This window comes from Veronia nyctiphanis (assembly GCF_004116385.1).
GTDB lineage: Bacteria > Pseudomonadota > Gammaproteobacteria > Enterobacterales > Vibrionaceae > Veronia > Veronia nyctiphanis.
Window position 1 is genome coordinate 43,218 of record NZ_PEIB01000019.1, and the last position, 20,255, is coordinate 63,472.

The window sequence follows — 20,255 nt, forward strand, 5'->3', positions numbered from 1 at the left end:
GATTTTAGTTACTGTCGTGAGAAGCTATACCTGAAACCGCCCAATATGGGCATATTCCCTTGGTTAAGAGATGCATCCAGCGAAATTTCCTTCAATTCATCCCGTTGATGATAAGCTGCCCTCCGATATGCAGCTGGAACACGCGCAACTCGCATTCAGGGATTTATCTTTAAAATCGCGGCGGGAAACCACCATTCTTAAACGGCTCTTGTCCCGTCTTATCGCGTCACACAGCAAAGAAAACTCCTCACAGACACACATCCTCCGGGAAATTAAACACAGCATCGACACACAAACTGATATCAGCTTACTGATACCACAACTGGCTATCGCTGAACGCGCGGTCATCAAGTATCAGCATGAGACAGACTCCCATCAAAAAGCGCTGGCGGATCAAATTGCAGCCTGTGCTGAACACCTCAAGTCGTTGTTTAATCTTCCAGCTCAATTGAAGCGTGATGTTAGACAAGTGATGGATTCACTGCAAAGTGAGGGCTATCTTCGGCATCACGCTGTGACAGAAATGCTCAAGTTGTATGATAGAGCAGTGAGACTGCTGTCTATCCAGAAACCTGAAGATCTGGCAAACAGTCAGCATGATATTGACCGATTCCATCAATTATCCTCAGAGCTTCAAACACTAATCAGTGGCCTCGACTTTGAGGGAACATCAGGGCAGCAGCTTCTGGATATCCGCAAGCAGCTGATGTTAAGTCCAGAGCCGCAAAAACTGCTTGAGCTGACACTGACTGCCATGCAGCTTATCCTCACAGGTACTAAGCAGGAAAGAGACGGGTCGAAAGCACTGCTGAATCGCTTCAACAAAGACCTGTCTGAGCTTTCGAGTCATACCGGGATTGCGCTTGAGCAGGCGAACTCGTTGATCCAGCAGCGAGAGAAAATGCGTGTTGAGCTTGCCAGCGCAGCCAATGCGATCAATAACGGCCTCGATAGGTTTAAAACGTTGGAAGAAGCCAGACCCGAACTGTTTCGACTCACAGAGAAACTAGCCTCCCTGTCCAGATTGAACCTGCAAATGGAGCAACGGGAAGAGCGTCTGATTGGTCAGCTCAAGAATTCAGAGCAGAAGCTGGCAGTACTTTCTCAGGAAACCACAGAGCATAGACGTCGACTCGGCGAACAAGAGCGCAAGTTACTGCTCGACCCTCTGACAAAGGTGTATAACCGAGATGCGCTGAAAACCCGCCTCGACCATGAGTACACTAACTGGCTTCGCTATCAGACGCCTCTGTCTATGGCGATGGTCGACATCGATAACTTCCGCCAGCTCAATGAAAATTATGGGCACATCGTGGGCGACAAAATTTTACAAGTTGTTGCCCGCACCATTCACCAGTCTGTATCGAAAACGGACTTCATCGCCCGTTTTGGTGGTGAAGAGTTTATTGTCCTGATCCCAGATTCTGACAAAAATGATATTCAGCGCGCACTCCAGACTCTCTGTGAGACCGTCGCTAAATTACCGTTTAAATGCAATGGTGAGCGAATAAAAGTCACCGTTTCCATCGGTGTTAGCCACTTTAGAGATAAAGACAACCCTGAAATCATGCAGGAACGTGTTAGCACAGCCCTCTCTACTGCTAAGTCATACGGACGCGATCAAGTCGTCTGGCTGTAAACCTCTTTGTCACCACAGAAAGCGCATATTCTTTCATAGCTTCGCAGTATAGTGAGGAGCAGATCTCATATTCGGCTGGTCAAAGTGCATTTCCGTGTGTATGGTTAATTAACACACTGATTTTTAATGAGGTCTTTTCATTATCTCTGACGTGTGTTTGACCTTCACAGGAGGTGACTATGATCACTCATATCAGCCCGGTCGGGGCCATGGATCTTCTGTCTCAACTAGAAGTAGATCGTCTAAAAAACACTGCCAAAAGTGATCTCTACCGCTTGTACCGCAACTGTTCGCTCGCGGTGCTTAATTCTGGTAGCCACACTGACAGTTCAAAAGAGTTACTCGAACAATACAACACCTTCGATATCCGTGTTATGCGTCGTGAGCGGGGAGTCAAACTTGAACTCACAAATCCCCCTGAGCATGCATTTGTTGATGGCAAAATCATCCGCGGTATTCAAGAGCACATGTTTTCTGTGCTGCGGGATATCGTTCACGTCAACGTACAATTAGAGCACGCCAGTGTATTCAACCTGACGAACTCAAACCACATCACTAACCTGATCTTTGATATTCTGCGTAATGCCAAGGTCTTGCTCCCGGGGAGAGATCCTGATCTGGTTGTGTGCTGGGGCGGACACTCAATCAACCAGACTGAGTATCAATATACCCGTGAAGTTGGCCATGAAATGGGGCTGCGAGAGCTTTGTATCTGTACCGGATGCGGGCCGGGCGCAATGGAAGGCCCGATGAAAGGTGCCGCGATTGGTCATGCCAAACAGCGGATCACCGAAAGCCGCTTCTTAGGTCTCACAGAGCCCTCCATTATTGCAGCCGAACCACCAAACCCAATTGTTAACGAATTAGTGATCCTGCCTGATATTGAAAAGCGCCTTGAAGCGTTTGTCCGCATGGCTCACGGGATTGTTATCTTCCCCGGTGGTGCAGGGACAGCAGAGGAATTGCTCTATCTCCTTGGTATCCTGATGCATCCTGAAAATGCTGATCAGCCAATGCCAGTTGTTTTGACCGGGCCAGAAGAAAGCGCCAGCTATTTCCGAGTCATTGATGATTTCATCCGAGATGTGCTTGGTGAGGAAGCAACGAAATACTACGAAATTGTTATTGGTGATCCAGTTCAGGCCGCAAGACTGATTAAAGGTGGAATGCCCGCGGTTAAGGAGCACAGAAAGGCGACCGGGGATTCTTACTCCTACAACTGGTCTTTGAAGATCGCGCCGGAGTTCCAGCTACCGTTCGAGCCGACACATGAGAATATGGCTAACCTTGACCTTCACATGAATCAGCGACCAGAACTGCTTGCTTCTGCACTCCGACAGGCATTTTCAGGCATTGTTGCGGGTAATGTTAAAGAAGAAGGTATTCGAGAGATTGAGCGTAACGGTCCGTTCAAAATTAACGGTGATGCTATCTTGATGAAGAAAATGGATAAGCTATTGCGCGGTTTCGTTGAGCAACAACGGATGAAACTTCCGGGCACAGCTTACGTTCCCTGTTATGAAATTGTGCAGGACAACGGGAAACGCTAACCCTTTCATTTCCCTATGATCCCTTTAGAATGGCCTTAACTGGCCATTCTTTTTGAAATCGACACTTTCATGACTATAAACCTCGTGATCATTGATGCCATGAACCTCATCCGACGTGTTCATGCGGTACAACCCAACCCTGAAGATATTGCTGGAACTGCTCAGGTTTGTTGTCAGGCACTGAGAAAAATAATCAAATCAACGCAGCCGACCCATATGGTGGCCGTTTTCGATCATGTTGGGCAAGACAGAGGATGGCGGGCAGAACTGATTCCAGAATACAAGCAAGGCAGAAAACCGATGCCAGAGGCGCTAGCAGAAGGCCTTGATACCATTCAGGATGCGTTTTGGTCAATGAATATCGATTCTCTTCTATCCAGTGGTGATGAAGCCGATGACATGATTGCCACGCTGGCAAGTAAAGTGGCGGAAAAACAAGGTCAGGTCACCATCGTCTCAACAGACAAAGGATACTGTCAGCTTCTACACCCTATGATAAGAATTCGTGACTACTTTCAGCAACGATGGTTGGATGCCCCCTTTGTTGAAAAAGAGTTCTCTGTGAAACCAGAACAACTGGCTGATTATTGGGGCTTGGTGGGTATTAGCTCAAGCGGCGTTTCCGGCGTGCCAGGTATCGGACCAAAAACTGCATCGTCTTTGCTCCAGACTTATGGCACATTGGACACAGTATTCAGTGCGGAAGATATTCCCACAAAGTGGCAAAAAAAATTAGATGGCCAGAAAGAGCTAGCAGTGAACTGCAAACAGGTCGCCACACTCAAGACTGATGTTGTTCTTGGATTCAACCTGCAAGATATTAGATTCAACAAAAATAACGAGAGTTAACTCGTAAAAATAATATCATGTCCTACTATTGAGACATGATATTAAAATTATCAATAAAATTAATCGCTTTCTCCGCTGCCCTTTTTTATTTTGCTGCCGCACCAAAAGCCAGTGAAATTGAATTTGTGCTTGATGCTGTATCACACCACGTGAATGCGAAATCGCAGTTTCACGAAGAACACAATGCAATAGGGATCGGCTTTAAAAATGTCGAGTTGATGACGTTTATTAATAGCTATGGTGTACGAAGCTATGCTGGTGATATCAACTTTCAGCACCCTTTGATTGATGATCATTTGTGGGTTGGTGTAAAGGTGGGAGCGGCATACGGATACGGTGGAATAGGGCGATATCCAGATCTGTTACCTTTCGTCGCACCTTATGTAAAAGGGTATACCGGTCCTGTCGGCCTGAGTCTGATGGCCATCCCAGCTGTCGGTGATCAGGCTGATGCCGTTATCGTGTTTATGGCGAGATTTAGAATCAAAATGGAGTAACCCGGCCACAGCTCAAGCTGAGAGGTGACCGGACAGAGTTTCTCGAAATCAGTTAGTGCGTCTCAGGTGAACGGTCACTTCTTCCCTGTCGTGATATAAATGTTTAGCTTGGATGTCGAACTTTACGCCATTCTCAATCAGGAAGTGCTTGAGGTTTTCAATATCCTCTTTCACTTCTTCATAACGACGGTTCATCGGAAGTTTCAGGTTAAAAATTGCCTCTTTAGCCCACCGATCGATGATCCACTGTCCCATCAACTGCGCAACTCGTGATGGCTTTTCAACCATATCACACACCAACCAAGTCACGTTTTTACGCGGTGGTTCAAACTTGAACCCGTCAACGGCATGATGTTTAACCTGACCAGTCTCCATCAAGCTATCGGCCATCAAACCGTTATCAATCGCGTGAACAAACATGGAGCGTTTTACCAGCTGATAGGTCCAGCCGCCCGGGCAAGCACCCAAATCTACCGCCCACATACCGGGGGCTAAGCGCTCATCCCATTCGTCTTTTGGAATAAAAGCATGGAACGCCTCTTCCAGCTTCAACGTAGAACGGCTCGGTGAGTCGGAGGGAAACTTAAGGCGGTGAATACCCATGTAATGGGATGAATTATTGGTTGTCAGCGAATAACCAACAAAACAGCAGCCAGGCTCAGTAAAGCAAACATGTAGCACAGGTTTTTTCGGGTTATCTTTTGCCAACATCACACCACGTTTACGCATCGCCTGACGAAGCGGCACCGTGAACTTGCGGCAGAATTTCAACAGCTCTTTGGCGCTGTCGTTATCAGGGGTTTCAACACGAATATCGCCACACTTTGGCAAATCATCGGCTACCGTCAGCAAAGGCGAAATACGATCACCCGGATCCAAATCACTGAACTGTCCCACCACCGCAAACATCTGTCTGGCAAACAGTAATGATGTCAGCGAAAGATCGTTCACGAGCTTTTCTGTATCCCCTTTCTGATAACATTCGAAAAGCACGAAACCAGAGTTTCTTTCAGTGCGGGGGAAGCCGAATACTTCAATCGCTGTGGCTTTGTCCTGAATTTCAGCAGCACATTCTTTTTCAAAGCCAGGACGGCAATACAATAAAATCTGGTTCACGACGTCACGCCTTATGATGCGGTGGAAAAAATAACGCGCCATTATCCTTGAGGTGACCGACAAGCTCAAGCTTTCCGACCAAACCAATTCAAAGCCTTCTTCATGTCTTACACAGCAATGTTATTTCTTATTCGTGACGCCAGAGACTCCAGGCCGCAATCAACCATCCCGCAATAAAAAATACGCCACCGATTGGCGTGATAGGGCCTAACCAATTAGCCCCAGTCAAGGCAAGACCGTATAAACTCCCACTGAAAAAGACGATTCCCGCTACCAGCAACTTAGCGCTCAATATAAGACGCGGCGCATCAATACGTAAGAGCACACTGCCCAATGCCAGGAGCGCCAACGAATGCCAAAACTGGTATTGCACCCCAGTCCGAATAATCGACAAAGAGTAGTCTGACAAGTGGGCTTTCAAACCGTGTGCGGCAAACGCACCGATCATCACAGACAAAGCGCTAAACACGCAGCCAAGCGCAATGATTTTCGTCGCTCTCATCAGCTATAGACTCCCTTTATGAACGAACTCAACTGCTCCGCAGCCAGCTGCCTGTTGCCCTCCTCTGTATGCCCCGATGCTTTTCTCGGCTTCAAGCTATGGTCACCATCCGGCAAAAAAGACAGGCGACATGAGGCCGACAGCGGGTAGTCAGTGAGCTCTGTTTGATTACCGAAGGTATCTCGCTCGCCTTGCAAGATCAGGAGTGGCTTTTCAACAGCCGTAAGGTGCTCGCCTTTGTCATTTTCTGGTTTACCCGGTGGATGAAAAGGAAAACCAAGCATGCCACACCCAACACATCATCGCGTTCAGTAAGGTGACTGGCCATTCGCCCACCCATTGATTTACCACCAATAACGACCTTGCCATCGCCATGTTCATCAATCACCTGATTGAAGGCATCAAGCAGCTTTGGTGCTCTGTCTGGCGGCGTCGCTTGCCATCAATCATTCTTTTTTCCATATAAGGGAAGTTAAATCGGATCACTTTTATTCCCTGCTCAGCGAGCCTCAGCGCCATACTTTCCATAAACTCGTGATCCATTCCTGCACCCGCGCCATGTGCAAAAATAAAGGTGTAGTTAGCATCACCCTCCGGGTGATTTATCAGTACCTCAGCCATCGTTAATCTTTACCTTAATTACTGGGAATAACTTTCTTGTTCAGAGGCTGCTTTTGCCAAAATCCAATCTCGAAACGCTGTGACACGACCTGATTCCGCGTCTTTATCCTGACTAACCAGATAAAAGGCGTTTTTACTGACCAATACATCTTCGAACGGCCTGACTAAACGCCCTGAATCCAGTTCAGGTTGGGCCAAAACATTGTTGCCAAGAGCAATGCCATTTCCTAATGCAGCCGCCTGCAATACCATTGTCGAGTGGCTGAAAATAGGCCCATGATTAACGTTACTGATAGTGAGCTTGTGATGACGGGCAAACGCTTTCCAGTCTTTTCTCGATCTGTCATGGAGCAGCGTATGATTTTTTAAGTCAGCCAATGATTCAAGACGCTTCTCACCGTCCATCAGAATTGGGCTACAAACAGGCAGCAGACATTCCTGATACAACTTATCGCAGCGTACGCCTTGCCAATTTCCGCGACCATAATAAATCGCGACATCGACATCTTCTGTCAGCGATCCTTCATCCATGTCCACCGCTTTGATTCGGACATCAATTTCCGGGTGCTGGTTATTAAAATCAGCCAACCTTGGTACTAACCATTGAATAGCAAAACTTGGCGGAAGACTGATAGTCAACGCCCCTTTACTCCCTCGCTCCAACACTTTACTCGTGGCGTCAGAGATAGAGGTAAAGATGTCACGGATGTCCTGAAAATAGCTCTGGCCTTCTTCAGTCAGTAAAAGTGATCGGTTTCGTCGACGGAATAATTTTAATCCTAAGAATTCTTCCAGTGCTTTGATTTGATGACTTACTGCAGCTTGTGTAACAAACAGCTCTTCAGCGGCTCGAGTAAAACTAAGGTGTCTCGCTGCAGCTTCGAAAACACGCAGGGAGTTGAGTGGAGGAAGTCGTCTGGCCATACCATACCTTTACATTAGGTTTTCTTATGCGAAACATTATTTATTGTCCGTTGTTCCGGTTCTCGTTACAACCTATAGTTGCACCACGCCGCTGAGATGACGATTCATTCCGTTAATTGTGCTTGGTAGCGATGTTGTGTTTGCAATTTTTTCCGGCCTACCGGATTGATAGTAGTATTTACTGTCACACTTCCTGATTTATTTGGTCTTTTTGACCATCAAGTATTTAGCACTGAACCCTTTGTTCGGTGCTTTTTTCTTTTAGTAAAAATTATCCCCCTCTCCGCAATCATCCCAGTATCGACAATTTACTTGAGTTAGCGCGATATAAGAGAGATCATCGCGTAATCTATAACAAAAAGTGTAAAGCGTTAGCACCATGAGTCAGCCCTTTGATGTCGATTTGATCCGCTCTCAGTTTCCCTCGTTGCAACTCACCGTCAACGACAGGCCATTGATCTACTTCGACAGCGCGGCAACTTCTCAAAAGCCAGCTTGTGTTATCGACGCAATTAATAACCACTACTCAGGGGGACAAGCAAACGTTCACCGCGGTAGTCACTCGCTTACCAGTGCCTCAACCCAACGTTTTGAAAATGCCAGACAGACAGTTGCTGATTTTCTCAACGTTAGTAAAGACACCATTGTCTGGACTCGGGGCGCCACTGAAGCATTGAATCTGATCGCCCAGAGCTGCGCCAGAAACTCATTGCAACCGGGGGATGAAATACTGGTGAGTGAAATGGAGCATCACGCGAACATTGTGCCGTGGCAACTCGTGGCAGAGCAAACCGGTGCTGAAGTGGTAAAAATCCCCGTTGTTCGCGAGACCTGTCAGCTCGATATGCAGGCTTTTTACGAAAGGCTCTCAGACAAAACCAAACTGGTTGCCGTCTGCCATATCAATAACGTCACGGGCACACGCAACCCTATCGAAGAGATCATTCAATCAGCACATCGCATTGGGGCAATTACCGTCATCGATGGCGCGCAGGGCATCGTGCATGAAACACCCGATCTTACAGATCTTGGCGCTGATTTTTATGTATTCTCTGGCCATAAACTCTTTGCACCAGCTGGAATCGGTGTGCTGTATGGCAAAAAAGCATTACTTGATGCCATGCCTCCTTGGCATGGCGGTGGCAAAATGGTCGAGAAAGTGTCTTTTGAAGGAACAGATTTCGCCAGCTCACCCGCCAAGTTTGAAGCAGGTACACCCAATGTTGCTGGCGCAATTGCATTGGCCGAGGCAATTACGTGGTATCAAGCAATTGATCTAAAACACGCAGAACTACACATATCTAATCTCCAACGACAGTTATATGAAGGACTGAGTAAGCTCGAAGACATCCGCATTATTGGGTACCAGCCGGGCAGCAGCATTTTATCGTTTGTCATGGACGGTGTGCACCCATCTGATATTGCTACGTTGCTTGATCAACAAGGAATTGCGGCCCGCTCTGGTCATCACTGCGCTCACCCATTGATGGATGCACTAAACCTCTCTGGTACCGTCCGTATATCGTTGGCGATATACAACACCGCCGAAGAAGTAACACAGTGTTTAGAGGCGCTAGAAAAAGCGTGCGACATACTGTAACCCAGAAACAATCGAAAGAGATCTTTATGACCGTATTACCCTCACATCCTTTTGGAAGTGAAATATCGTCTGATGACGTAATTGAAACTCTGTCAAAAACAGCAGGCTGGGAAGACCGATATCGCACACTCATCAAGTGGGGAAAACGTCTACCCTCGTTGGATGACAACGCGAAGTCATCCAGTGTTCCGATTCCAGGCTGTGAAAGCCAAGTATGGCTGCTACACACAGAACAAAATGGCGTTTATCACTTTACCGCCGACTCTGATGCGAGGATTGTTAAAGGCTTGCTGGCTGTCGTGTTGGCTGCAAGTGAAGGAAAGTCATCACAAGAGTTATCATCGTTTGATTTTCAGAGCTACTTCCATCAACTGGGCCTGCTCAGCCACCTTAGTGAATCCAGAAGCAATGGATTAAACGCCATTGTCCAGTTCATAAAAAGTCTATAAATTCGGCACCACCTTATTAATAAAACAACGAGTGAACTTCACGAGGTGGATAATTAACAATACACATATTTATATTTTAATTTCCACCTTAAACCCGAATAAACAGTGTAGATACAAATAAAAAACGCTTAAACTTCCTTTTTTAATCCAACCTGCCAAAATACGAACAAACCTCCCTACAGGCTTTATTTCAAAAGGCCTAAAATATTCATACCGATCAATTCCCAGCAACTCGAAAGCTAAAAAACCTTTTAAGATCCAGCATTTAACAACAAGTTAACAATGAGTGGTCATAAAACGATCTATGTCTTGTTTCTGGTAATTACTCCCCTTTCCTTTTGCCTTGAAAAAAAAATTTCAGTATCTTTATCAGCCAGTCACACAACCATAACAGAAAAGAATTAAGTTATTCCCCAATAACAATTAAGGTGACAGACCTCGAAATACCCAAAATTTTTTTGCTGAAATATGTCTAATTTTTTGGATATATCGGTTCGGTCAACTTACTAACGCTTGTTGTCTAAGAATGGAGTCAAAAATGAAAAAACTCGCGCTCATCACTGGTTCTAAAGGTGGAATCGGTTCTGCAATCACTGAGCAGTTAGTCAAAGACGGCTATCGTGTCATCGCTACCTATTTCACTGGTAACCTCGTATGTGCTGAGCAATGGTTCGAAGAAAAGCAGTTTTCGCATGATGATGTAAAACTGTTCGAACTGGATGTCACCAACACTGAAGAATGTCTGGCTAAACTACCAAAACTTCTCGAAGAAGAAGGCACCATCGACGTTCTGGTCAACAATGCTGGCATCACCCGTGACGGCCTGTTCAAAAAAATGGCTCCAGAGAACTGGCGTGCCGTTATTGACACCAACCTCAACAGCCTTTTCAACGTAACTCAGCCTCTTTTTGCAGCAATGTGCGAGAAAGGCAACTGCCGCGTGATCAACATCTCTTCAGTTAATGGACTTAAAGGTCAATTCGGGCAAACTAACTACTCTGCCGCCAAAGCAGGGATGATTGGTTTCACGAAAGCACTGGCATTCGAAGGTGCGCGCTCAGGTGTAACGTGTAACGTGGTTGCGCCGGGTTATACAGCAACCCCAATGGTTGAAGCGATGCGCCCAGAGGTTCTGGAATCTATCAAAAGCGAGATCCCAATGAAGCGACTGGCTCGCCCAGATGAAATTGCTTCAGCGGTGTCTTACCTGGCAAGTGACGCAGGCGCGTACATTTCAGGCGAGACGCTTTCTGTCAACGGCGGCTTGTACATGAACTAAGGAGTATGGAAATGGAAAAGGTTTATATCGTTGCCGCTAAACGCACCCCAATCGGCGCATTCACAGGTTCTCTGAAAGACGTACCAGCGGGCAAGCTTGCCGCTGTGGCAATTAAAGGTGCACTAGAAGCAGCCAATGTATCAGGCAATGACGTTGAGGAAGTGATCCTTGGTAACGTCGTAAGTGCTGGTCAAGGCATGGGTATTGGTCGTCAGGCCGCTATCTTTGCAGACTTGCCAGAAACCGTGCCTGCATACAGCATCAACATGGTTTGCGGTAGTGGTATGAAAGCAGTGATGGACGCGGTTTCACACATCCGTAGTGGTGATGCTGAGCTTGTCGTTGCTGCTGGTGTTGAAAACATGTCACAGATTCCATTTGCAGTATCTGGCTCTATGCGTCAGGGACAGAAAATGGGTGATGTAGCAATGAAAGACCTGCTGATTGCTGATGGTCTGACCGATGTTTACAACAACTTCCACATGGGTGTGACAGCCGAAAACGTTGCTGAATTAGTGGGCCTGAACCGCGATCAGCAAGATGAATACGCGCGTAACAGCCAACAAAAAGCCGTTGCAGCCGTTGAAGCGGGTCGCTTCCAAGACGAAATCATCCCAGTTGAAGTTCAGCAACGTCGTAAGTCTTTTGTTTTCGATACCGACGAGTACCCGAAAGCAGATTGTACTGTTGAAGGTCTGGCAAAACTGCGTCCAGCATTTGACCGTGAAGGCACAGTCACTGCAGGTAATGCATCTGCCTGAACGACGGTGCGAGTGCTGTTGTTGTGGCATCAGAATCTGCGGTTAAGCGTCTTGGACTGAAGCCTGTTGCTGAAATCACCAGCTATGCACAAGTTGGCTTGGATCCAAAAATCATGGGACTGGGGCCAGTTGGCGCAGTAACCAAAGCACTTGAAAAAGCGGAACTCGCTATCGGTGACATGGATCTTTTCGAACTGAATGAAGCTTTCGCTGCGCAAGCATTGGGCGTTGTTCATCAACTGGCTGACACGCACAGCGTATCACCAGACAGCATCCTAGAAAAAGCAAACGTTAATGGCGGCGCTATCGCTCTGGGTCACCCACTGGGTGCGTCAGGCAACCGTATTCTTGTTTCCCTTGTCCACGAGCTGGAGAAACGCCAAGGCACTTATGGCGTCGCATCACTGTGTATCGGTGGTGGTATGGGAACAGCCGTTGTCCTTAAACGTGTAGAAGATCAGTAAAACGAAGCTTTACCAATTATCCCTTGCACGCAATACAAATACTCAGGAGAAACACCATGTACACAGAAATGTTCAAAACATTTTCAGAGCAAACTGAAAAGAACCTGGCACCATTTGTTAAATTCAACAAGCTGGTTACTAAGAACGTTGAAACACTGACTGAACTTCAACTGAATGCAATGCGCACTTACAGCGAAATGGGCCTGGCTCAGCTGAAAGCTGCAAGCGATGTTAAAGATGTGACGTCTTTAACTGCATTCACTGGTCAACAAATGGCTGCAATGACTCAGCTTTCTCAACAGCTGATCGACGACAGCAACAAGCTGCAAAACGTTGCTAAAGAGTTCAAAGACGAACTTGATCACATGACTACTGAAAACCTGAAGGCTGCTACTCCGGCATAATTTAGGTCCACCACCCTGCGCCCGCAGGGTGGTTTAGTTTCCGATCAAGAGGGTTTACTCATGTTTCAAAACTTCTTCTCGGACTACCTTGTAAAACTCCAAGAGGGTAACCAGCAATGGTGGCTGGATCTTGAGCAGGGCAAGGCAGCCGTAAACTCACCGCTTAGCAAAGCGATGCAAGAGATCAGTATCGAAGATACTGCCAAACTCATGGAAAATGCAGCTAAGCAGCCTGCGGCCATGCTCGAAGTACAAATGCAGTGGTGGCAAAAACAACTCGAAATATGGCAAAACGTTGCACTGCAAGCCAACCAACAAGATATTGTCAGTCCCGAGAAAGATGACAAACGCTTTCAGGACAAGAGCTGGCAAGATGATGCATTCTATAATTTCATCAAGCAGTCTTATCTCCTATTCGGACGCAGCTTCCTGGATACCATCAATGCCGTTGAAGGGCTCGACGATAAAGCAAAAGAACGCCTCGTGTTTTTCTCACGTCAGGCTATCAATGCAATGTCGCCAAGTAATTTCATTGGCACCAACCCTGAGCTTCTGAAGCTAACACTCGAGAAGAACGGCGAGAACTTGCTGAGAGGCCTCGAGACACTCCATGAAGATATGGAGTCAAGTGCGGACATTCTTAAAGTCCGTATGACAAACAATAACGCATTTCGCGTTGGTGAAGACGTGGCGAACACGGCGGGTGACGTTGTATTTCGCAATGAGCTGTTTGAGCTCATTCAATACCGTCCACTGACCAAAAAGGTCAATGCAACGCCACTGTTAATTGTTCCTCCGTTCATCAACAAATACTATATTCTCGATTTACGCGAGAAGAACTCCATGGTTCGCTGGCTGGTTGAACAAGGCCACTGCGTATTCATGATGTCATGGAGAAACCCGTCTGCAGAACAGCGCCACATTGACTTCGAACATTACGTGACAGAAGGCGTGGTAAAAGCCGTCAATGCGATTGAAGACATCACTGGCCAACAGCAAATTAATGCTGCGGGTTATTGCATCGGTGGTACTGCACTGGCAACAACGATTGCTTACTATGCAGCGAAGCGCATGAAAGCACGCATCAAATCAGCGTCGTTCTTCACAACACTGCTGGACTTCAGTCAGCCAGGCGAAGTCGGAGCCTACATCAACGAGAACGTTGTAGACGCCATGACGCTTCAAAACGAAGCGAAAGGCTACATGGATGGCCGCTCTCTGAGTGTCACTTTCAGCTTGCTGCGAGAGAATAGCCTTTACTGGAACTACTACATCGATAACTACCTCAAGGGCAACAGCCCGGTAGACTTCGATCTTCTGTATTGGAACAGTGACAGCACAAACGTGACATCTAGCTGCCACAACTTCCTGTTGCGTGAACTTTACCTCAAGAACAAACTGGTTCGCGAAAAAGGGGTAAAAGTGGGCGGTGTTTGGATTGACTTGAACAAGATTAAAGTACCTAGCTACTTTATTTCGACCAAGGAAGATCACATCGCACTTTGGCAAGGCACATACCGTGGTGCGCAAAACCTCGGCGGTAATAAGACATTTGTTCTTGGCGAGTCAGGCCACATTGCTGGTATCGTTAACCACCCTGCGAAAGGTAAGTACGGATATTGGGTAAATGAAACCCTGTCCGATACAGCTGAAGAGTGGTTCGAAGGCGCTGAGCACAATCAGGGGTCTTGGTGGTCGCACTGGGACAAATGGTTGTCGGCATATAACCCGAAAGAGAAAGTTGATCCTTACCAACAAGGTTCGGCAGCACTGCCGGTGCTTTGCAATGCGCCAGGTGACTATGTGAAGCAGGTTCTACCTGTTGCCCAAAGTCAACCGCAAGCCAAAGAAGACGCTGAAGCAACAGCTTAATCTTCTGGGATTATAAATATCAAAGCGCCGCGTAATGCGGCGCTTTTTTTGTCTCTCTCCGTCGATGATGTTTACTTTTTCATCGTCAATTTTTGGATAATGCGGGACACCGCCACAAAGCCAAAGGTTGCCGTCACCATGGTCGCAGCACCAAAACCACTGGCACAATCCATTCGTTTTGGACCATCAGCACTCGCTTTTGATTCGCACACTGTGCCGTCAGGCTGTGGATATTTCAGTTGTTCAGTCGAGTACACGCACTCAATGCCAAACTTACGGCCTTTGGTCTTGGTGAAATTATGAAAACGACGCAGGTTATTCCTGAGTTTTGCCGCCAATGGGTCTTGAATGGTCTTGGTCAAATCGGCCACCTGAATCTGCGTAGGGTCAACCTGACCACCCGCTCCGCCAACCGTAATAATTTTTATTTTGTTGCGTTTGCAGTAGGCTAATAGAGCAGTCTTGGGTTTGATGCTGTCTATCGCATCTAGAACATAATCAAACTCTTTGGTGATGTACTCAGGGATATTGTTCTCATCAATGAAATCATCAATGAGCTCAACCTGGCAGTCAGGGTTAATGGCTTTTACACGCTCAGCCATCACCTCGATTTTGCTCTGTCCAACCGTTCCTGACATAGCATGAATTTGACGGTTGATATTGGTGACGCAAACATCGTCCATATCAATCAGGGTTAACTTGCCAACACCGCTTCTCGCCAGTGCCTCAACAGCCCATGAGCCAACACCGCCAATGCCAATTACGCAGATGTGAGCCTGACGCAAGATCTCTAACTCATTCGCACCGTAGAGTCGACGGGTGCCGCCAAAACGCTGCTGATAACTTTCTGATGCTGAAGGAGTCGACGTCGTCATAGTATTTGCTCTGTGTTTCATTCGGTTTTAGGACATGCGGTTTATACTCGCTTGCTCAGAAAATGTCTATTCAATGATGGTATGTTGGAGTGAGAGCTTCATCCACTCGATGAAGTTTTCCAGCGCTGGCGTTCGACGTTTATAACTGGGGCAAAACATGAAGTAGCCATACCCGCTTCGAAGGCTCATGCCTGAAGGATTTACTACCTGTCCTTCGTTAATCGCGCTGGCAGCAAGAAAATCTGGGATCAGTGCCATCCCCACTCCCGCCTTTGCCGCTTCAAGAGCCATAAAGAAATGTTCAAACCCCGGTCCATAGTCCGGCGTCACCGTATCATCATGTTGAAGCCAAAATTGCTGCCATAACTGTGGCCTTGTTGCGTGGAACAGCGACTTCATGTTGCGCAGCTTTTCGATATCCCCTTGAGTCTCTGTAAACGGCTCTTTGGCGACCACCAGCTGCAAATTTTCTTCACGCAGACATTCCAGTTGTTCATCGGCAGAGTTCATCGGCAAGCAATGTACCGCAATGTCGCAATCAAGCGCATGCACAGCGGCGCCAGTCACCGTGGCTCTGATCACCAATTCAATTTCCGGGTAGTCCTTAGATAACTGCTGTAATCTCGGGATCAACCATAAGCTGGCCATAGAGGGAGGAAGAGACATCTCAACACGAACGTGGGTTGCTGCCATTTGAATCACATCTGCTGTGGCATACTGCAGTGTCTCCATCGCTTTAATGACTGAAGGTAAATATCGTTTCCCTGCACGGGTGATGACCACGCCAGCCCCGACACGTTCAAATAACGGACAGCCAAGAAAACTCTCTAGTTGCAAAATCTGCTTACTGACTGCGCTCTGAGTGATGTTTAGCTGCTGAGCTGCATGAGAAAAACTGGCCGCCTGTGCCGCCACGATAAATGTTTTCAACGTTTTTAGTGGTGGATATGCCGTCGTCACTTTCGACCTCCAAGTTAAAATACGCACTATGAAAAAAATGAATACTCTCTGAATTTTTATCGTTTGCTGTTTATTTTTCAACCGCACCATACTAATCAGCAACACTCGGATATGCCCTCTCCCCTCACGTTGTAAAAACAAGGAACAATAATGACCCATATCCTGCATAGGCACTGCCATGAAACCCTACCAACCGTGGTAGCTGGTGACGGTGTCTATCTGATTGACGATGAAGGAAAACGTTACCTTGATGGTTGCGGTGGTGCAGCCGTTTCATGTCTAGGGCACAGCCACCCAGAGGTTATTGCAGCAATAGAACAACAAACGCGAAGTATTCCATTTGCTCATACAGGTTTTTTTACCTCTAAGCCCGCAGAGCAGCTCGCCGCTAAATTAGTGTCATTCAGCCCTGAGTCACTGAATCATGCCTATTTTGTGAGTGGCGGCTCTGAGGCCGTCGAATCAGCATTAAAGCTTGCACGTCAATATTTCATCGAGAGAGGTCAGCCTGAACGCACGCACTTCATTGGACGGCGTCAGAGCTATCATGGCAATACGCTCGGCGCATTGGGGGTGGGCGGAAACCAGTGGCGGCGGCAGCAGTTTGAATCACTTCTCATGCCCTCCTCTTTCGTTTCACCCTGTTACCGCTATCGAGCTTGGCCTCTGACGAACGGCCAGAAGCTTATGTTCAGAGACTCGCCAAAGAGCTTGAAGACGAAATTCTGGCGCTAGGCCCTGAAACCGTCATCGGTTTTGTCGCCGAAACCGTCGTAGGTGCCACCTCAGGGGTGCTTCCACCTGAACCTGGATATTTCAAAGCCGTGAGAAAGGTCTGCGACAAATACGACATACTGCTGATTCTCGACGAGGTAATGTGTGGAACTGGAAGAACAGGGACATTTTTCGCCTTTGAGCAAGAGGATATCGTGCCGGATATCGTTACACTCGCAAAAGGGCTGGCGGCCGGCTATCAGCCACTGGGTGCCGTCATGTTGAGCGACAACATATACGACACACTGGCCAATGGCAGCGGTTATTTTCAACACGGACATACTTTTCTCGCACACCCGATAGCTTGTGCGGCAGCCAATGCAACACTCGATGCGCTCAGCACTGGCATTCTGGACGAGGTGAAAAATAAGGGAAAGTATCTGTCGGCAACACTGTTGACACGATTTCGTCATCATATGTACGTTGGTGATATTCGGGGGCGAGGCTTGTTTTGGGGCATTGAGCTGGTTCAGGACACCAAGACTAAGACACCGTTTCCGCCTTCAACGCAACTTCACAAAAAGATAAAGCAGTCTGCCATGGATCGAGGTCTTATGTGCTACCCAATGGCTGGCACAATCGACGGTAAAGAAGGACACCACATACTGCTTGCCCCTCCCTATATCATTAGTCTTAATGAAATAGATTTACTCGTCCAGCGTCTCGCCGAAGCACTCGACAGTGCACTGATGGATGTTATTGGTCAAACTATTCTCCATCGGGACACAGTTGAAGATAAGAAAGCTCTATGAAAAATGAGCCTGCTACAGACTCGCTCGGTTATGTCAGCACAAGGTCAAAACTTCTGTCGGCCCAAAAAGTTAGATGGAATTAGCAATAATGTTGTATAAGCTAACAAAATTGCATCAAGCATTTTTACTTTTATCTCTGTATTACTAGAGTAGAGATCGCCTCAAACAGATAAAACCAATGACAAGGAACAGCCATAATGAAAACATTTAAACCATTACTCGTCGCAACCAGTATTTTCGCCGCTGTGGGTACGGTATCTACGTCAGCGCAAGCAGGGCAGTTCATTACAATTGGCACAGGGGGTGTCACCGGGGTTTACTACCCAACGGGTGGTGCTATCTGTCGTCTGGTTAACAAAGCAAAGAAAGAACACGGTATTCGTTGCTCGGTAGAGAGTACCGGTGGTTCTATCTACAACATCAATACCATCCGCGCAGGTGAGCTGGACATGGGCATTGCTCAGTCTGACTGGCAGTACCATGCGTACAACGGTACAAGCAAATTCAAAGATCAGGGTGAATTCAAAAATCTTCGTGCAGTCTTTTCTGTTCACCCAGAACCTTTCACCGTTGTTGCCCGTGCTGATTCAGGTATTGAAAAGTTTGAAGATCTGAAAGGTAAGCGTGTCAACGTGGGTAACCCAGGCTCTGGTCAGCGCGGTACGATTGAAGTACTGATGGATGAAATGGGCTGGAAGATGGGAGACTTCAAACAAGTTTCTGAATTGAAAGCCGCTGAGCAGTCTAAAGCTCTGTGTGACAACAAAATCGACGCTATGGTTTACACCGTAGGCCACCCATCCGGTGCCATTCAAGAAGCAACGACTGCATGTGACAGCAAAATCGTCACTGTGGATAACGCGTCTGTAAACAAGCTGGTTTCTAACAATGACTATTACCGCACTGCGACTATCCCAGGTGGCATGTATCGTGGTAATGATGGTGATGTGAACACCTTCGGTGTAGGTGCAACGTTTGTTTCCTCAACAGAGGTACCAGAAGAAGTTATCTACAACGTGGTGAAAGCTGTATTCGAAAACTTCGACGACTTCCGCCGTCTGCACCCTGCTTTCGCGAACCTCAAGAAAGAAGAAATGGTCAAAGATGGTCTTTCCGCACCGCTTCACCCAGGTGCTGAAAAATACTACCGTGAAGTGGGTCTGATTAAATAAGCTCTAACGCGTGAGCTAAAAAAGGCGAGCATCATGCTCGCCTTTTTACTTTCCATAGTATTAGTTCAAAGTGGTTAATTTCCAAACTCGGCCAAAGTACTTGTAGTGCCCTGCATCAATGCCTGCCTGTTCGCCCATACCATGATAAAGGTCTAAGTGGTTACCTTTGACCACACCACCAGTATCCAATGCCATCAGAAGTTTTAGCTGATGCTTTCCATTCCAGTCACCCTCCTCATTGAGTTGAGGCACTTCAGCGATAAGGACAGACCCCATTGGAAGAAATTCTCTATCCGCTGCTACAGATGCGCCCGCGAGCAAAGGGACCCCTGCGGTTCCTGTCACCGGGTGCGCAGATTTGGGCTGGAAAAAGACAAAGGAGGTGTTGTGGTTGAGCAGTTCAAGCACCGTTGCCTCATCATGCCGGGCAACCCACTCTTTGATTGCTTTGAGCGACATTTTCTCCCGCGGCACTTCACCGCGTTCAATCAGTACTTTACCGATACTGACGTAGGCATGACCATTTTTACCACCATAAGCGAAATACTCCAGGTTGTCGGTATCACCGTAATGAACGAAGCCGCTGCCCTGCACTTCCATGATGAAGTTATCGATCAAAGATTCGCTATAACCAAGTTCGAGACCCTTTCCATCAAGCGCCCCTTGATAGATTTCTTCACGAGTCGGGCAGGTTTCCCCGCAATTTGGCAGACCATAAACCGGGTACCTATAGGTATCATCAGGTTTATGACGCATCTCAATCACTGGAGAAAAGTAACCCGTAAAGAGAACATTACCACGGCCATCACCACCACCCATTTGCTGAGGCTCGATGCCGTAATTAACCAGTTCAGAAGCTTGTCCGCTCTCAGCCAGCCAGCGTTGGACACGAAAATATAAGTCCTGATGCTCTTTCACTAAAGAGGGGGACAGTTTTTCAACTTCAGACAACTGGGGTAAAAAGCCTGAATAGTCAGCAGGTTTATTGCTATCAATGAGTGTGACTGGGTTCAGAATCTCATCAAAAGACCCATCAAGATACTGCTGCCCACGATCAATCGGCCGGGCACAGGCAGCAAGGAAAAGACTGGCGGTTAGAACGCCTGCTAATCGGTACATTTTTTAGCCTTTCTGCATGCTGAATTATGCAAGCAGCGTCTCAGAAATCCCGTTCAGCTGCAATGACAAACCTCTA

At 47.2% G+C, this 20,255-nt stretch carries 16 protein-coding genes and 3 pseudogenes; 12 read left to right on the top strand and 7 right to left on the bottom strand.

From position 1 onward, the window contains the following. Positions 1-70 precede the first annotated feature (70 nt). From CS022_RS15040 to CS022_RS15055, 4 genes are all read left to right on the top strand, one after another. Positions 71-1,639 carry a GGDEF domain-containing protein gene (locus CS022_RS15040; RefSeq protein WP_235869534.1) on the top strand — a complete coding sequence of 523 codons (1,569 nt, stop codon included), beginning with the start codon at positions 71-73 and terminating at the stop codon, positions 1,637-1,639. 179 nt (positions 1,640-1,818) lie between these two features. Further along, the gene (gene ppnN / locus CS022_RS15045) at positions 1,819-3,189 is read left to right on the top strand and encodes a nucleotide 5'-monophosphate nucleosidase PpnN (RefSeq protein ID WP_129122986.1); all 1,371 of its coding nucleotides are present in this window, start codon (positions 1,819-1,821) and stop codon (positions 3,187-3,189) included. 69 nt (positions 3,190-3,258) lie between these two features. After that, a complete protein-coding gene (gene xni / locus CS022_RS15050; RefSeq protein ID WP_129122987.1) occupies positions 3,259-4,038 on the top strand; it encodes a flap endonuclease Xni in 780 nt (259 codons plus the stop codon). A 35-nt stretch (positions 4,039-4,073) separates the two neighbouring features. Beyond that, entirely contained in the window at positions 4,074-4,535 is a 462-nt protein-coding gene (locus tag CS022_RS15055) for a hypothetical protein (RefSeq protein ID WP_129122988.1), read from the top strand. 48 nt (positions 4,536-4,583) lie between these two features. On the opposite strand, the gene rlmM is transcribed toward CS022_RS15055, so the two are convergent. The 4 genes and pseudogenes from rlmM to CS022_RS15075 form a co-directional block, all read right to left on the bottom strand. After that, positions 4,584-5,651, bottom strand: coding sequence for a 23S rRNA (cytidine(2498)-2'-O)-methyltransferase RlmM (gene rlmM, locus CS022_RS15060; RefSeq protein WP_129122989.1), 1,068 nt, complete (start codon positions 5,649-5,651; stop codon positions 4,584-4,586). Positions 5,652-5,778: 127 nt separating this feature from the next. After that, positions 5,779-6,153, bottom strand: a complete 375-nt coding sequence (locus CS022_RS15065; RefSeq protein WP_129122990.1) for a DUF423 domain-containing protein — start codon at positions 6,151-6,153, stop codon at positions 5,779-5,781. Further along, positions 6,153-6,696: pseudogene (locus CS022_RS15070) on the bottom strand (alpha/beta family hydrolase). The gene CS022_RS15065 and the pseudogene CS022_RS15070 overlap by 1 nt, the downstream one beginning before the upstream one ends. Before the next feature lie 96 nt (positions 6,697-6,792). After that, positions 6,793-7,698, bottom strand: coding sequence for a transcriptional regulator GcvA (locus CS022_RS15075; RefSeq protein WP_129122991.1), 906 nt, complete (start codon positions 7,696-7,698; stop codon positions 6,793-6,795). Positions 7,699-8,077: 379 nt separating this feature from the next. Here CS022_RS15075 and CS022_RS15080 point away from each other — a divergent pair, with 379 nt between their 5' ends. The 6 genes and pseudogenes from CS022_RS15080 to phaC all read left to right on the top strand — a co-directional run bounded on the left by CS022_RS15080 (position 8,078) and on the right by phaC (position 14,527). Then, on the top strand, positions 8,078-9,298 hold the full coding sequence (locus CS022_RS15080) for an aminotransferase class V-fold PLP-dependent enzyme (RefSeq protein WP_129122992.1): 1,221 nt from the start codon (positions 8,078-8,080) through the stop codon (positions 9,296-9,298). Positions 9,299-9,324: 26 nt separating this feature from the next. Then, positions 9,325-9,747, top strand: a complete 423-nt coding sequence (gene csdE / locus CS022_RS15085; protein WP_129122993.1) for a cysteine desulfurase sulfur acceptor subunit CsdE — start codon at positions 9,325-9,327, stop codon at positions 9,745-9,747. A 538-nt stretch (positions 9,748-10,285) separates the two neighbouring features. Then, positions 10,286-11,026: an SDR family oxidoreductase gene (locus CS022_RS15090; RefSeq protein ID WP_129122994.1), complete on the top strand. Its 741-nt coding sequence runs from the start codon at positions 10,286-10,288 to the stop codon at positions 11,024-11,026. Between the two features lie 11 nt (positions 11,027-11,037). Further along, positions 11,038-12,251: pseudogene (locus tag CS022_RS15095) on the top strand (acetyl-CoA C-acetyltransferase). A gap of 56 nt (positions 12,252-12,307) precedes the next feature. Then, complete coding sequence (locus CS022_RS15100; RefSeq protein WP_129122995.1) at positions 12,308-12,655, top strand: phasin family protein; 348 nt, start codon at positions 12,308-12,310, stop codon at positions 12,653-12,655. Positions 12,656-12,715: 60 nt separating this feature from the next. Beyond that, positions 12,716-14,527 carry a class I poly(R)-hydroxyalkanoic acid synthase gene (gene phaC, locus CS022_RS15105; RefSeq protein WP_129122996.1) on the top strand — a complete coding sequence of 604 codons (1,812 nt, stop codon included), beginning with the start codon at positions 12,716-12,718 and terminating at the stop codon, positions 14,525-14,527. 71 nt (positions 14,528-14,598) lie between these two features. Here the strand turns inward: phaC and tcdA are convergent, their stop codons facing one another. After that, complete coding sequence (tcdA, locus tag CS022_RS15110; protein WP_129122997.1) at positions 14,599-15,402, bottom strand: tRNA cyclic N6-threonylcarbamoyladenosine(37) synthase TcdA; 804 nt, start codon at positions 15,400-15,402, stop codon at positions 14,599-14,601. A gap of 66 nt (positions 15,403-15,468) precedes the next feature. After that, complete coding sequence (locus CS022_RS15115) at positions 15,469-16,362, bottom strand: LysR substrate-binding domain-containing protein (RefSeq protein ID WP_235869535.1); 894 nt, start codon at positions 16,360-16,362, stop codon at positions 15,469-15,471. A gap of 150 nt (positions 16,363-16,512) precedes the next feature. Between CS022_RS15115 and CS022_RS15120 the strand changes: the two are divergent. Both CS022_RS15120 and CS022_RS15125 read left to right on the top strand, forming a co-directional pair. Next, positions 16,513-17,888 (top strand): annotated as a pseudogene (locus tag CS022_RS15120) (aspartate aminotransferase family protein). Positions 17,889-18,085: 197 nt separating this feature from the next. Continuing rightward, the gene (locus tag CS022_RS15125; RefSeq protein WP_129122998.1) at positions 18,086-19,060 is read left to right on the top strand and encodes a TAXI family TRAP transporter solute-binding subunit; all 975 of its coding nucleotides are present in this window, start codon (positions 18,086-18,088) and stop codon (positions 19,058-19,060) included. A 60-nt stretch (positions 19,061-19,120) separates the two neighbouring features. Here CS022_RS15125 and mltA read toward each other — a convergent pair whose 3' ends face one another. After that, positions 19,121-20,179, bottom strand: a complete 1,059-nt coding sequence (gene mltA, locus CS022_RS15130) for a murein transglycosylase A (protein WP_129122999.1) — start codon at positions 20,177-20,179, stop codon at positions 19,121-19,123. Positions 20,180-20,255: the final 76 nt, after the last annotated feature.